The organism is Arthrobacter sp. TJ-238 (assembly GCF_058269215.1).
The window spans coordinates 501,814-515,912 of sequence record NZ_JBZCNH010000002.1 but is presented as its reverse complement, the minus strand read 5'-3'; the positions used below and the strand labels follow the sequence as shown (position 1 = coordinate 515,912).

Annotated in this window: 12 protein-coding genes; 4 read left to right on the top strand and 8 right to left on the bottom strand. The window is 72.6% G+C overall.

Translation table 11 applies throughout. The features are described 5' to 3' along the window. The first annotated feature begins 69 nt into the window (after positions 1-69). Complete coding sequence (locus tag AC4D2O_RS05735) at positions 70-912, top strand: RDD family protein (protein ID WP_490905712.1); 843 nt, start codon at positions 70-72, stop codon at positions 910-912. Here the strand turns inward: AC4D2O_RS05735 and AC4D2O_RS05730 are convergent. The 4 genes from AC4D2O_RS05730 to AC4D2O_RS05715 all read right to left on the bottom strand — a co-directional run bounded on the left by AC4D2O_RS05730 (position 909) and on the right by AC4D2O_RS05715 (position 4,536). Beyond that, positions 909-2,192 (bottom strand): L,D-transpeptidase, encoded by a 1,284-nt coding sequence (locus AC4D2O_RS05730; RefSeq protein WP_490905711.1) that lies wholly within the window; start codon positions 2,190-2,192, stop codon positions 909-911. The genes AC4D2O_RS05735 and AC4D2O_RS05730 overlap by 4 nt on opposite strands. A gap of 143 nt (positions 2,193-2,335) precedes the next feature. After that, the gene (ahcY, locus tag AC4D2O_RS05725; protein WP_490905708.1) at positions 2,336-3,832 is read right to left on the bottom strand and encodes an adenosylhomocysteinase; all 1,497 of its coding nucleotides are present in this window, start codon (positions 3,830-3,832) and stop codon (positions 2,336-2,338) included. A 41-nt stretch (positions 3,833-3,873) separates the two neighbouring features. Then, on the bottom strand, positions 3,874-4,068 hold the full coding sequence (locus AC4D2O_RS05720) for a hypothetical protein (protein WP_490905664.1): 195 nt from the start codon (positions 4,066-4,068) through the stop codon (positions 3,874-3,876). An 84-nt stretch (positions 4,069-4,152) separates the two neighbouring features. After that, positions 4,153-4,536: a DUF3499 domain-containing protein gene (locus AC4D2O_RS05715; protein WP_490905663.1), complete on the bottom strand. Its 384-nt coding sequence runs from the start codon at positions 4,534-4,536 to the stop codon at positions 4,153-4,155. 137 nt (positions 4,537-4,673) lie between these two features. On the opposite strand from AC4D2O_RS05715, the gene AC4D2O_RS05710 reads away from it, so the two are divergent. Next, positions 4,674-5,168 (top strand): metallopeptidase family protein, encoded by a 495-nt coding sequence (locus tag AC4D2O_RS05710; protein WP_490905662.1) that lies wholly within the window; start codon positions 4,674-4,676, stop codon positions 5,166-5,168. A 34-nt stretch (positions 5,169-5,202) separates the two neighbouring features. On the opposite strand, the gene AC4D2O_RS05705 is transcribed toward AC4D2O_RS05710, so the two are convergent. The 3 genes from AC4D2O_RS05705 to AC4D2O_RS05695 are packed head-to-tail and all read right to left on the bottom strand — an operon-like array spanning position 5,203 to position 11,080. Beyond that, the gene (locus AC4D2O_RS05705; protein ID WP_490905868.1) at positions 5,203-7,074 is read right to left on the bottom strand and encodes a DUF5719 family protein; all 1,872 of its coding nucleotides are present in this window, start codon (positions 7,072-7,074) and stop codon (positions 5,203-5,205) included. Beyond that, positions 7,074-10,595, bottom strand: a complete 3,522-nt coding sequence (locus tag AC4D2O_RS05700; RefSeq protein WP_490905661.1) for a glycosyltransferase — start codon at positions 10,593-10,595, stop codon at positions 7,074-7,076. Before AC4D2O_RS05700 ends, AC4D2O_RS05705 begins: the two co-directional genes overlap by 1 nt. After that, positions 10,499-11,080, bottom strand: a complete 582-nt coding sequence (locus AC4D2O_RS05695) for a WhiB family transcriptional regulator (RefSeq protein WP_490905660.1) — start codon at positions 11,078-11,080, stop codon at positions 10,499-10,501. Before AC4D2O_RS05695 ends, AC4D2O_RS05700 begins: the two co-directional genes overlap by 97 nt. 228 nt (positions 11,081-11,308) lie before the next feature. Between AC4D2O_RS05695 and AC4D2O_RS05690 the strand changes: the two genes are divergently transcribed. Then, on the top strand, positions 11,309-12,043 hold the full coding sequence (locus AC4D2O_RS05690) for a TIGR03089 family protein (protein ID WP_490905659.1): 735 nt from the start codon (positions 11,309-11,311) through the stop codon (positions 12,041-12,043). On the opposite strand, the gene AC4D2O_RS05685 is transcribed toward AC4D2O_RS05690, so the two are convergent. Continuing rightward, positions 12,018-12,608 (bottom strand): GtrA family protein, encoded by a 591-nt coding sequence (locus AC4D2O_RS05685; protein ID WP_490905658.1) that lies wholly within the window; start codon positions 12,606-12,608, stop codon positions 12,018-12,020. The genes AC4D2O_RS05690 and AC4D2O_RS05685 overlap by 26 nt on opposite strands. Before the next feature lie 281 nt (positions 12,609-12,889). Between AC4D2O_RS05685 and AC4D2O_RS05680 the strand changes: the two genes are divergently transcribed. After that, entirely contained in the window at positions 12,890-14,083 is a 1,194-nt protein-coding gene (locus tag AC4D2O_RS05680) for a 5-(carboxyamino)imidazole ribonucleotide synthase (protein WP_490905657.1), read from the top strand. Positions 14,084-14,099 lie beyond the last annotated feature (16 nt).

Sequence of the window (14,099 nt, the reverse complement as noted above, 5' to 3'; positions counted from 1 at the left end):
GCGGACCACGCCCGCGGCCGTGCCGGCGATAGGCTGGCTCCGTCGCATCCAGCCGATCAGAGGGAACACATGAATCCAGTCGTCACCGGCGAGGCCGTCGTCCTCGAACTCAAGCCGGCCGGTTTCGCCGCCCGCGGACTGAGCGTCCTGATCGACATCATCGCGCAGGTCATCGCCGCGGTGCTGCTCGTACTGCTGGTGGGCAGGGTCTTCGGCGGGGCGCTCGACCCGGCGCTCACCACGGCGCTCCTGCTCGTCATGGTGGTCCTCCTCCTCGTCGTCGTGCCGGTGACCGTGGAGACCCTCACACGCGGCAAGTCGCTCGGCCGCCTCGTCATGGGGCTGCGGATCGTGCGCGACGACGGCGGCGCCATCCGCTTCCGCCACGCCTTCATCCGCGGGATGCTCGCGGTCTTCGAGATCTACATGCTCGGCGGGTCGCTGGCGTTCCTCGTGTCCCTGTTCAACGAGCGGTCCAAGCGTCTCGGCGACCTGCTCGCGGGCACCTACGCGATGCGGGAGCGCGTGGTCGCCAGGCCGCGCGCACTCGCCGTCATGCCGCCGGCGCTGCAGCCGTGGGCCGCGACGGCGGACATCGGCCGCCTGCCCGACGCCCTCGCCCGACGCATGTCGCAGTTCCTCGCCCAGGCGCCGAGGCTGACCCCGCAGGCGCGGCACGCCCTGTCCCTCGACCTCGCCGCCGAGGCGAGCCACCACGTCTCTCCGCCGCCGCCCGTCTCGACGCACCCCGAGGAGTTCCTCCACGCCGTCATCGCCGCACGCCGCGACCGCGACTACACGGCGATGATGCGGCAGCGCGAGCGCACCGAGGCGACAGCGAAAAGGCTCCACACGCTGCCCTTCGGCCGGCGCGCGGAGCCCTCGGGCCTCGAACCTCCCAGGCAGCCCTAGGGCTGGCCGACCCACTCGGTCCAGGGCACGTTCCAGTCGCCGAAGCCGTCCCACACGTACATGGGGCCGTAGCCGGTGTTGAGGATCTGCACCACGTCACCCGGGCCGAAGGTGTTGTAGAAGTACTCCGCGCCCTCGGGCGACATCCCGATGCAGCCGTGGGAGACGTTGATGCTGCCCAGTGCCACCTGCGCCGCAGGCAGCGCCTCGTGGACGAACGCCCCGCCGTTGCTCAGCCGGCTCGCGTGGTTCACGACCGTGGGCGGGTAGTAGGCCGGGTCTCCGGGCTTCAGCCCGATGGACTCCGCCGTGAACTTGGTGGTCTCGTAGTGCTCCATCACCACCATGTACCCCTCGGTGGAGGGCCATTCCTCCGTGCCGAGGGTGATGGGGAACGTCCTGTCGAGCTTGCCGTCCAGGTACACGTTCATCATCTTGGTGGTGTTGTCGACGACGGCGAGGCGCGTGTTGTGCGTCTTCACGGTCATCGCCGTGTCGGCGTTGCCGATCATGCCGTTGCCGAAATCGACGCCGAAGAGGTTCGAGGCCACCGTGATGGTGCTGTTCGGGGCCCAGAACGTCTCCGGACGGTACCGGACCTTCGTGTCCGACAGCCAGTAGAAGGCACCCGCCTGGCCGCTGGTGCTCGTCACCGTGATGGCCTTCTCCACCGCGTCCCGGTTGGTGACGGGCTCGCTGAAGGTGAACTCGAGGGGCTGCCCCGTGCCCACGGTGCTCCCGTCGCGCGGGAACATCGAGGCATCGGCCTCGTTGGCGGGTTCGACGGTCGTGAAGCCGGCGGTCTCCCGCTGCGGCCGGCCGGCGGAATCGAGGACGGTGTAGGAGAACGTGTACTCGGTGTCGAACGCGAGCCGCTCCGTGGCGGTCCAGCTGGTACCGTCCTCCGAGAGCGTGCCCGGTACGGCTGTGCCGCCGGCACGCGGGGCCAGTTCGACGGCGTCGAGCGTGGCACCCTCGACCGTGATCGCGGCGGGGGTGGCCGGGTTGACGGCGTAGGCCTGGTCGGTGGGTGTCAGACCCACTGTGTACTCGCCGGCAGGAGCGCCGGTCGCCGCCGGCGCCGGCTCTGCCTTCGGATCCTGGCTGGCCGCGGGCGACGACGACGGCGCGGATGACGGGGACGCTGCATCGTTCCAGGGCGACGCCGTGGCGATCCCCACGCCGCCTCCGACCACGACGACCGCAGCCGCGCCGACGGCCGCGATCTTCCAGCCCCTGCGGCGCGCCGCGTCCTTGCCCGACTCCTGCTTCATGCGCATGCGTCTGCCCTCCATGTAGCTTTCCCGTGCGATGCTACGCGACGGGTCCGACGACGCCGCGCAGGCAGCGGGCTGTTTCGGCAACGATCCGGCCGCTGCCTGCGGGAGACCGGCAGCGGCCGGCGAGGACCGGGACGGATCCCCTAGTAGCGGTACTGCTCGGGCTTGTACGGCCCGGCGACGTCGAGGTCGAGGTACTCCGCCTGGCCCTTGGTGAGTTCCGTGAGCTCCACACCGAGGGCGTCGAGGTGCAGGCGCGCCACCTTCTCGTCGAGCATCTTCGGCAGCACGTAGACGTCGTCCTCGTACTCGCGGTTGCCCTCCGCGTCCTCCTGCTCGAACTTCGTGTAGAGCTCGATCTGGGCGATGGTCTGGTTCGCGAACGAGTTGCTCATGACGAAGGACGGGTGGCCGGTGGCGTTGCCGAGGTTCAGCAGGCGGCCCTCGGAGAGCATGATGATCGAGTGCTCCGCGACTCCCCCGGCCTCGTCGGCGGGGATGACCCACTCGTGCACCTGCGGCTTGATCTCGATCTTCTCGACGCCGGGGATGCGGGCCAGTCCGGCGATGTCGATCTCGTTGTCGAAGTGGCCGATGTTCCCGACGATCGCCTGGTGCTTCATGCCGGCCATGTGGCGGGCCATGATGACGTCCTTGTTGCCGGTGGTGGTGATGAAGATGTCACCCTGTCCGAGGACCGTCTCGAGCCTGGCGACCTGGTACCCGTCCATGGCGGCCTGCAGCGCGCAGATCGGGTCGATCTCGGTGACGATCACGCGGGCGCCCTGACCGCGGAGGGCCTCGGCCGCGCCCTTGCCGACGTCCCCGTAGCCGCACACGACGGCCACCTTGCCGCCGATCAGGACGTCGGTGGCACGGTTCAGGCCGTCCGGCAGGGAGTGGCGGATGCCGTACTTGTTGTCGAACTTCGACTTCGTGACGGAGTCGTTGACGTTGATCGCCGGGAACAGGAGCTTGCCCTGGGCGGCGAGCTGGTACAGGCGGTGCACGCCCGTGGTCGTCTCCTCGGTGACGCCCCGGATGCCGGCGGCGATGGCGGTCCACTTCTGCGGCTCGGACTCGATGGTGGCCCGCAGCGTGTCGAGGAACACCGTGTACTCGTGCGAGTAGTCGGCGTCGCCCTCCTGCGGGTTCGCCGGCACCGCGCCGAGCGCCTCGAACTCGGCACCCTTGTGCACGAGCATGGTGGCGTCCCCGCCGTCGTCCAGGATCATGTTCGGACCGAGGCCCTCGGCCTGGCCGGGCCAGGTGAGGATCTGCGTGGCGGTCCACCAGTAGTCCTCGAGCGTCTCGTTCTTCCACGCGAACACGGGGACGCCGGCGGGCTCGTCGACGGTGCCGTTGCCGACGACGACGGCGGCCGCGGCCTCGTCCTGCGTGGAGAAGATGTTGCACGACGCCCAGCGGACCTCGGCGCCGAGGGCGGTGAGCGTCTCGATGAGGACGGCCGTCTGCACGGTCATGTGGAGGGATCCGGCGATCCGCGCGCCCGCGAGGGGCTGGACCTCGGCGTACTCGCGGCGCAGGGCCATCAGCCCGGGCATCTCGTGCTCCGCGAGGCGGATCTGGTGGCGCCCCGCCTCGGCGAGGGAGAGGTCGGCGACTTTGTAGTCGAACATTGTGCTGTACCTGCCTGTAGGTCGGGGTGCGGGGAGCGGCCCTATCGGGTGGGGGCCGCGCCGTCGAGTAGTTCGGCGCGGAGGAGCACCGGGATGCCTTCGTCGAGTCCGTAGGTGGGCGTCTCGCCGTCGGGCCCGGCCGCCGTAGCGCGGAGGGCGGCGCCCTCCTGCACGAGCTTCGACCCGGTGACGGGGCAGCGGAGGACGTCGAGCAGCCGTGCTGGGAGGTTGGCCATGGGACGCTTTCGCTCGGGAGGGACGGAATTGTGCACCCCAAGTCTACCGCGGGCGCGCTGCCGGGCCCGACCCGGGCGGGTGCATCAGGGTTCGCGGAGGATGCGCAGGTGTCCGCGCCGGGGGCCCGTGACGCCGGCCGGCGGTTCCATGGGGGCCTTGCTGCCGCGCTTGCCCGTGGGCTGCTCCACGGCCGGCTCCGCGGCCGCTTCCCGCACGGCGTCGGCGAGTGCGAGCAGGTCGTCCGAGTTGTGCTCGGGGACGACATCGGGGAGCGTCAGGCGGAGCACTTCCCAGCCGCGCGGCACGGTCAGGCGCTCCGCGTGCACCGCGCACAGGTCGTAGGTGTGGGGCTCCGCGTACATCGCGAGAGGGCCGAGGACCGCCGTCGAATCCGCGTAGACATACGTGAGGGTGGCCACGGCCGGCCGCTGGCAGGCGGATCTGGAGCATTGACGGAGTGATCCCACGATCGGCAAGCCTACCGGGCTTCGGCCCCGGCCACCCGCAGGACGCGCACCGGCCACCCCTTTGCATCCCCCGGCTTCTTGCTGTGGTGTCCCCTTTCGCGCGTGCGGCGGAGAGGATCAAGGCTTAGAGTCTTTACATGCAGGATGCTTCCAGTTTTTCGGTCGAGCTGACCGATCCCTCGTCCACGGGAGGACGTCCGGCACGGTCCTTCTACGAACGCCGGCGCAACCGCCGCGGTCGGGGCATGCGCGGCGAGCTCCTCCCGCAGCACCTGCCGGCATCCCGGTCCCGGTCCGAGCAGTTCGACGACTGGGTGATGGAGTCCGCGCAGCGGCTCGAGCGCCTCTGGGGCGAGCGCATCCAGGACCTCCAGATCGTGGTGCAGGAGATCCCCGACGGCCTCGAGGACATGACGCCCGAGACGCTCCGCGGCCTCCTCGGGTCCTGCTCCCCCGCCGCGCCGGGCAGGCCCGGCGTCATCACCATCTACCGCCACCCGGTGCTCATGGCCGCACGGTCCGTGCTCCCGGTCAACGAACTGGTGCACGACGTCGTGGTGGAGCAGACCGCCGAACTGATGGGTCTCGCGCCGGAAGCCGTCGACCCGGCTTACGGACGCTCCCAGGCCTGAGCGGGATCCGAGGCGGGCGCCGCCCGTACCGGAATCAGTACCGGAGTTCCACCGGGATGCTCTGCGGGCCCGTGGCGCCGGGCGGGACGCTCGCCACCGCGATACCGGCGACCGCGCCGGAAAGGGTCATGACCTGCGCCCCGTAGACGGGATCCCCCGTCGCATCGATGAGGACGCCGGCGGGAGCCCTGCCGAGGGCGGACGCCGGCACGGTGACCGAGGTGCCGCCCGCGATGCCGATCACCACCGGGTCACCGAGCGCGCCGTCCGCGGCGACGGGGGTCAGGGTGACCTCTCCCCTGCCGCTCGGTGCACCCAGCACGAGGGCCGCGTCCACGCCCTCGGCCATGGCCATCGCATGATCGGTACCCAGACGGACCGCGGACGGTGCCCCTCCGAAGTCCACGGGCTTCCCGCCGCCGTCGATGCCGCGGGTGACGCGCGCCGACGCCACCACGGCGACGTCCGAGGTCACGGCGATCGTGTAGATGCCTTCCGGCAGGTCGGTGAGGGGGACGCTCATCACGGAGCCTGCTGCGGCGGTCGCCACTCCTCCGCCGGGCAGGTCCACGACGCCGTCGGGCCCGTAGACCTTGATGTCCAGCACGGCGTCGCTGGACCCGGGGACGAGCACCTGCAGCGCGGGGGCCGCGGTGCCGTAGCCCTCCTGCTCGCGGATGCGCCGTGCCGTCGCCGCGTCCTGCACGACGACGCCGGGCACCACCTGCGTGACGCCGGCGGCCGCCGTCGGGGAGAGCAGTTCCACGCCGCCCGGGGTGAGGCCGCGCAGCAGGCTCTGCTGGATGACGCCCGTCACGCGTCCGCCGTCGCTGCGGACGCGCACCGCCACCTGGTCCTGGTTGCCGGCGAGACCCGCGAGGACGATCCGCCGGGTCTCGCCCGGCGCGACGAGCTGGCCCCGGGTCCCGACGGCCTCGAGGGGTCCGTCCTGGCCGAACAGCTCCAGGGTCACGGTGGCGGGCGTCCCGGTCGGGTTGGTCAGGGTGAGGACGGCGGAGGCCCCCACCGTGGTGGAGGCGCCGAGGAGCCAGAAGTCGTTCGACGGCGCCTGGCAGCCGGTGGCGGCGAGCCCTCGGAGATCGCCGTCGGTGGCGGTGTACGTGGAGGTCGCCGCGGCCACCGGGGTGAGTCCGCCCTGCGGCTGTGCACGGAAGAGCGACGGGGCGTCCACCGCGATGGTCCGGGTGACCCCGGCGACCCGGCTGGTCAGACCGTCCGCACCGCTACTGGCGGGGCCTTCTGCGGTGAGGGACGCCTCGGGCGCGAATTCCTTGATCATCGACAGCGGCGCGCCGGTGCCCACGGGCAGCAGCCCGCTGCCGGTCAGCGTGGCACTGAGGTCGCTCAGCACGACCGCGGCGACGGTGGTCCTGGCCGTCGCGGACGCGGGGCCGAACTCAGGATCGGCACCCTCCGGGGCGGCCTCGAGCAGGCGGGGCGGGGCGGGGCAGACGGCCGTGTAGTCGCCGGCGGGCACGGCGGCGGCCGGTACCGGGAGGTCGGTCGCCACGGACCGGACCAGGGGGTCCGTCACGGTCCCGGAGGAGATGGCGGCAGTCGCCGCGAGGAGCAGGACGCCCGTCGCGGCACCGACGGCACCACCCAGGCGCGCACGGCGGGCGCCGCCCGTCGCGGCCCTGTCACGGGCGACGGCGCGAGCGGCGACGGCCGCGTCGGCGTCACCGGTGGCACCGGCGGCACGGGCGGCACCGGTGGCACCGGCGGCGTCGGGAGCTGAAGCGTCCGCGTCCGTCGTCGGTTCGACGACGGGCTCGTCGATCTCCCGCGCGGCGGGCTCCGGCGCCATGGCGGGCTCCGGCCCGACGGCAGTCTCCGGAGGAGTCCCCGCCTCGTGCTGCAGCGGCTTCCGCTTGCGTCCCCACATCACATCGGGCTACTTCCACTGGTCACGGGCTGCAGGTCGTCGTCGCGGGCGCCGTCGTCCGCGCGGGTCGTGGCGTCCTGCGACGGCCCGGGTGGGGGCGTCTGGGGGCGGCGGCCGTCCTTGGGCCGCTCGACGCGCGGACGCGACGGCAGCGGGATGGCCAGGAGGACCGTGAGCGCGAGGAGCACCGCCTGGACTCCCTCGGCCCACGGCTGGAACGGGCTGACGAAGGACACCGTGACGTCGCCGCCGGCTGTGGGCAGGTCGAACGCCTGCTGCCAGCCGCCGGATGCGGCGTCGAGCCGTTCTCCGCCGAGGTTCGCCTGCCACCCGGGGTCGGCCTCCTCGGCCAGGACGAGCTTCCTGCCCTCCGCGCCGGGAGGGACGGTGCCCTCGGCGAGGACCGCGGAGGACGGGACGATCGCCTCGGTCCGGCCGTCGGCGTCGACCACCCGCACGCGTGCCGTGCGGTCGCCCGCGTCCTCCGTCCCGTCGTCGAGGGTGGCGGCGGCCACGCGCCACAGGCGTCCGGCGTCGGTATCGCCCACGGCGGTGAGGCCCGGCACGGAGTCGATCCGGCTGCCGAGGAAATCGCCGGCGGTACCGGACTGCTGCAGGACCACGAACCCGACGCCGAGATCGCGGAGGTCGCTGCGCGGATCAGCGCCGCTCGCGCCGACGATCACCGCGACGGTGGTGCGCAGGGTCCGGGCGGAGGCGCTGTCGTCCGCGGGCGTGACGTCCTGCCCGCCCTGGAGGGTGCGCGCGGCGTAGACCGGGTTCAGCGCGTCGAGGGTGGTCCCGGATCCGCGCATGAGGGAGGCCGCCACGGTGTCGTCGTCGTCGACCGAGATGACGAGCGTGCGCGTCCGGTCCGGTCCGTTGCCGCGGTCCGCGGCTGTTGCCGGCAGCGGGCGTTGAGCCACGGGGTCGAGTCCCACGGCCGTGCCGAAGTCGGTGGTGCCCTGCCCGGCATCGGAGGCCTCCTCGACGGGGGTTCCGGGGATGACCACGGGTTCGGCGACCGCTGCGGGCGGGCCCGTGAGCTCGGGGGTGAGCCACAGGCCGAGGCTCAGGAGCGGGCCGACGGCGAGGACGAGTCCGCCAGCGAGGCGGAGGGAGCGGCGGCCGGCCCCGGGGCGCGGGGCGGGCGCCGTGTCGTCGCGCCCTGGCAGACGCGACAGCGCGGCGGCCAGGAGGCAGAGGGCGACCACGGACACCAGCGGGCCCGGGAAGACCGGGATGAACGACCCGGTGCCGAGCGCCACGGGGAGGACGGGCGTCATGGCCGCCACCGCGAGCGCCAGGACGGCGAGCAGCCAGGACCGGCGCACGACACGCCCGCGGCTGCGGCGGGAGAAGAGGGCTGCGGCGGCGAGCACGACGACGGGGCCGCCGATGAGGACGGCGGCGACGAGCGACCACGGCCCGGCGCCCAGGAAGCCGGCCGCGGCGGGTGGGAGCAGGGGGTCGAAGGACACGGGGAACCCGAGGAGGTGCTGCCAGGGAGCCGCAGGGTCGAAGGGCGCGGGCACCCCGGGATCGCCGAGGATCCCGCGGGGTGCGCGCACCGCGGACAGGGCGTACGGCAGGTGGAGCGCGACGACGGGCAGGAGCGTCCACCAGAGCGTACGGGCCCTGCGTCCGCCGACGATCAGCGCGACTCCGAGCGCTGCGACGACCACCACGAGGAGGGACGGCGCGCAGGCGGTGACGATCGCGAGGACGAGCCCTGCGGAGGCACCCGCGGTCCAGCTGCGGCTGCCGTTGACGCCCGGCGTGAGCACGCCGTCTGGCAGTGTCCGCGAGGGCAGGGCGGCACCGACCGCGCGGACCACCCCGAGCAGTGCCAGGGGCAGCAGGAGGTGGGCGATCAGCGCTCCCAGGCGACCGCTGCCGAGGGCCACCTGGAGGGCGGGTGCGGCACCCCAGAAGAAGGCGGCCCAGAGCCGGAGGCCGCGCGAGCGCGTCAGCGCGCCGGCCGCGATCCACGCGGACAGTCCCGCCAGCGGCAGCGCGCAGACCACCGTGATCACGATCATCGTGTTCGCCGAGCCGAACCCGAGGAGGGACAGGAGCCAGAGGACGTAGGAGAACGGGGAGCCGTGGGCGGCGAACCCGGTGCCGAGGCCCGTCCACCAGGTGGTCGCGTTCGCCCAGATCGCCTCCGGGGTCTCCGAGGCCGGCAGCAGCGCGCCGCCTGCCAGGGCACCGGCCCCGACGAGCCGGTGCAGGCCCGTGAGGCCGGCGGCGAGGAGGACGACGGCGGCGAGCACCGCCCCGGCGCCGACCCACAGGCGCGCGGGAGTGGCGAGGGCCGTGAAGTCGTCGTTGCTGTCCCCGGACGGGATGTACTCCTCCGCGTCCTGCAGCCCGTGGGAGCCGGCCTGCGCGCCGCGCGAGGTGAACGCGTCCACCACGGACCTGCGGTGGGACCAGACCTCGCGCCGTGACGTGACCAGGGAGCGGACGATCGAGCGCGGCAGCTGCCGGGTCCGCGCGGCGGAGCGGCGCGAGCGCCAGAGCTGCAGGGGGCGGCTGACCCCGGCGAGGCTGCCGAGCAGCTGGCCCGTGCCGTGCGCCGGGTCCTTCGCCAGCAGGCCGAGGAGGAGCCGGCCCAGCCCTCCGAGGACGGCGCCGACCGCGAGGAACGGGACGTTCAGGGGCGCGGCGTGCTTGAGCCGGAGGTACACCTCGGCGGCGCGCGCGGCACGCGGCGTGGAGACGGGATGGGGCCTGGCTGTGGCATGACGCATCACGGCGGCGGGCACCACCACCACGCGGTTCCCGGCGAGGCGGTTGCGCCAGCACAGGTCCACGTCGTCGCCCACACCGTGCAGGGCGGGGTCGAACCCTCCGAGGGCGTCCCAGACGTCGCGGCGCACCAGCATGCCGGCGGAGTTCACAGCGAACATGTCGCTGCGGGCCTCGTACTGCCCCTGGTCGTGCTCCCCGACGTCGATGAGCGTGAGCCGCTCGGCCCACCTGCTGATGGACAGGCCCACGTCCACCAGCGCGCGCCGGTCGTCCCAGCCCACCTGCTTGGCCCCGGCGATGGTCACCGAGGGTGCACGCTCGACGGCGAGGAGGAGTTCGGCGAGCGCCCCGGGCTCGGGCGCGGAGTCGTCATGGAGGAGCCAGAGCCAGTCCGTCGTGTCCCCGGTGCCGCCCCGGCCGGGGATCTCCGCGACGGCCGTCCGCACCGCAGTGCCGAAACCGGCCCGGGCGGGAGCCCCCACCACGGGGCTGCCCGTGGGCAGCTCGAGCTGGAGGATGGAGGCCGAGGAGTCGGTGGACCCGGTGTCGACGCCGACGCAGATGTCAGCCCGGCGGGTCTGGCGTTGCAGTGCTTCCAGGGTGGTGGGAAGGTACGCGGCGCCGTTGTGGGCTACGACAACGGCGGTGACGCGAAGGGGCAGCGGAATCAGACCGCTCGCTTCCGCAACCTGCGCCGCTCGCGCTCCGAGAGTCCGCCCCAGATACCGAAGCGCTCGTCGTTCTCGAGTGCGTACTCGAGGCACTCGGATCGCACCATGCACGAGCCGCAGACCTTCTTGGCGTCGCGGGTCGATCCGCCCTTCTCCGGGAAGAAGGCCTCGGGATCGGTCTGCGCGCACAGGGCGTCGGCCTGCCAGGAGAGTTCGCCGTCGTCGTCGACGTTCCCGGGGGCCATGGGCTGGCCGGGCCAGCCGGGCCGGCCGGCGGGAGCCGGGCGGGCATCCTCGTGCACGCCGGGCAGGATGCCGTAGGACCCGGGAGCCACGGTCGGGAGGACGAGGAGGCTGCTGGGTCCGTCCACGTCGGGGAGTGCTGCGAGCGCCTCCTGGGCGGCGAGGAAGACAGTGGCCTGATCTTCGAGAGGGGACCGGGTTTCCCGGTAGCGCTCGCCCGCCAGGGGATCGGCCGGGTCCAGGAACCAGTCGGCAGGAACGCCCCTCGATCCGTAGCGCGCTGATGCCTGCGCCGCGATATCTGGTCGTGCGTGAGTGCGTTCTGCCTGCCCCATGAGTAAACCCTTCCGGTGTTTCGGTTCCAACATCAGCATGGGTCGACCCTCGCGCCCCGCTGCTGGAACCAATCCGATGTCTAATTACACGGGTGTAAGTCGATTTTCGTCAAGCGGTCGGGCGGATGATATAGATTCGCTACCGCAGAATCACGAGCGCCACGCCGACTCCACTACCTGTCTTCGTCGGCGCGTCCAAGTAGTCTCCGACCGAGCCGGAAGCCCATCATGCCACAGCCACCCTCACGCATCCTGTCCACCATGAGGTCCGTCAACCCCTCCTCCCCCCGCCTGGTCTGGCACGGACAGGACGGCCGGATCGAGCTGTCCGGACGCGTGTTCGACAACTGGGTGGCGAAGAGCAGCAACCTCCTCGTCGACGAGCTCGACGCGACCGACACCAGCCGGATCGCCCTCGACCTGCCCCCGCACTGGAAGTCCCTCGCCCTCGCGTTCGCCTGCTGGCAGGTCGGCTCACTCGTGGTCCTGCCGGAGGAGACGGCCTCCCCGCCCGACGCGGACATCGTCCTGTCCTCGCGCCCCGATCCGCAGGCCGCACCGTCGGGCCTGCTGGTCTGCGTGGCGCTCGGCTCACTCGCCCTGGGCTGGGACGGGCCGCTACCCCGGGGGGCCGTGGACTTCGCCGCGGAAGTGCGGTCGCACGGCGACGTCTACCAGGGGCAGTCCGTCGACGACGACGCCCCCCTGCTGCAGGCGGGCGTCCGGACCCTGACGGCGCAGGACCTGCTGGACACCGTCACACTGCCGGCGGCCCCGGGTGACACCGACACGGATGGGCCCACCCTGCTGCTGGAGCCGGGAGCCGGCCTCGAGCGGACCCTCGCCGCGGCGCTGGCCGTCTGGGCGCAGGGCGGCGTGCTCGTGCTCGTCGAGGACGGCCTGCCGGTCACCGATCGCCTGCTGACCGGCGAGCGCGTCACGGGCCGGCTGGGGACTGCCTGACCGGCTCACCCGGTGCACCCGGCGCACCCGGTGCCGGCGTCTCCTTCGCCTCCGCGGGCGCCGTCGCGGCCTGCTGGCGCAGCGCGTCGGTCCGCGGGTGGAGGAGCTCCTGGTCGTGACTGAACTCGGGCTCGGCGTCGAGCTCGACGTTGAACACCCAGAAGCGGTAGGCCACGAAGCGCACGAGGGTGGCGAGCACCGTGCCGAAGATACCGACGACGAACAGGGCGCCCGGCTCGGTGACGTCGAAGGCGTACTTCGCGACCCACACGCAGCCTGCGGCGATGCCCATGCCGATCACGTTGATGAAGACGAACATGGCGAGCTCGCGGGCCGCATTGGGCTGTCGGCGGTGGCGGAACGTCCAGTAGCGGTTCGCCACCCACGCGAAGACCGTGGCGACGCCCGCCGAGACGAAGCGCGCCTTGACCTCGCTGCCGCTCATGGGCCCGTGGATCAGGTACCAGTACAGCCCGTTGTCGATCACGAAGGCCACGCCTCCGACGGCGCCGAACTTCGCCACCTCCCGCCAGAAGAGGGATGCGAGGCCCCTGAGCCTGTCCATGAGTCCTGCCACTGCTTACCTCCGCGGTCGGGTCCGAACGCCGCCGCAGGGCGCATGTCTCCCGGCGACTGCAGGACGAACCGCGGGAGGAGCCGGCAGCGCAACCCACCCCGGCTGACCTTTGCATGGCGTGTTTCGACCCTATTTTACGGTGTCGGCCCCGCTGCCGCGTCGCCGATCCCCCGCCGGCACCCTGGGAGCTTCCCGGAAATGTGACCGGAAGGGCGGGGCCACGCCCGGCGGATGGCGGGCCGGGACGGCGCCGTGGGTACGCTGTAACGGTGACTTTTCCCGTGATAGGCGTGATCGGCGGCGGCCAGCTGGCCCGGATGATGGCCGGTCCCGCCGTCGAACTCGGCCTCGAACTCCGCGTCCTGGCCGAGGGCCCGGACGTCTCCGCGGTGGCTGCCGTGGCCCACGCCGAGGTCGGCGACTACCGTGACCTCGGCACGCTGCGCGCCTTCGCCGCGGGCGTCGACGTGGTGACCTTCGACCACGAGCACGTGCCCGGCGAACTGCTGGAGGAACTCGCCCGCGACGGCGTCGCCCTCCACCCCGCGCCGCGGGCCCTTCGCCACGCCCAGGACAAACTCGTGATGCGGCAGGCGGTCGAGGACCTCGGCCTGCCGAACCCCGCCTGGCGGGCCGTGCGGACGACCGCCGACGTCGAGGCCTTCGCGGATGCCGTCGGGTGGCCCGTGGTCCTGAAGACGCCGCGCGGCGGGTACGACGGCAAGGGCGTGCTCGTGGTGCGCGACCGCGGGGGCCTCACCGCCGCCGCGTCGTGGTTCACCGGCGGCGAGCTCCTCGTCGAGCAGTTCGTGCCCTTCAGCCGTGAACTCTCCGTACTCGTGGCGCGGCGCCCGTCCGGCGACGCCGTCACGTGGCCGGTCGTCGAATCCATCCAGGTGGACAGCGTGTGCGACGAGGTCCTCGCGCCCGCCCCGGATCTCCCCCACGCGGTCGCCGACGCCGTCACGGCAGCCGCGCTGCGTCTCGCCGAACGACTGGGAGTCACGGGTGTGATGGCGGTGGAGCTGTTCGAGACCCCCGGTGCCGGAGCCGGGTACCTGATCAACGAGCTCGCCATGCGCCCGCACAACTCCGGGCACTGGACCATGGACGGTGCCGCCACGGGCCAGTTCGAGCAGCACCTCCGGGCGGTGCTCGACCTGCCGCTCGGTGCCACGCACGCCGTGGCCCCGCACGCGGTCATGAAGAACGTGCTCGGCGGGTCCAACACCGACATCTACTCGGCTTACCCGTCGGCCCTGTCCTCAGGTCCGTCCGCTAAGGTGCACTTCTACGGCAAGGGCGTACGTCCCGGCCGCAAGATCGGCCATGTGAACGCGCTGGCGGCTCCCGGGGAGCCGCTCGACGCCGTGCGCGCAAGGGCCTCGAGGGTTGCCGCGATCCTGCGCGACGGCACGGAGCCGCCCTCCTCCGAGAACACTCCACCGAAGGGAATGCAGTGACGAACGCCCAGGTAGG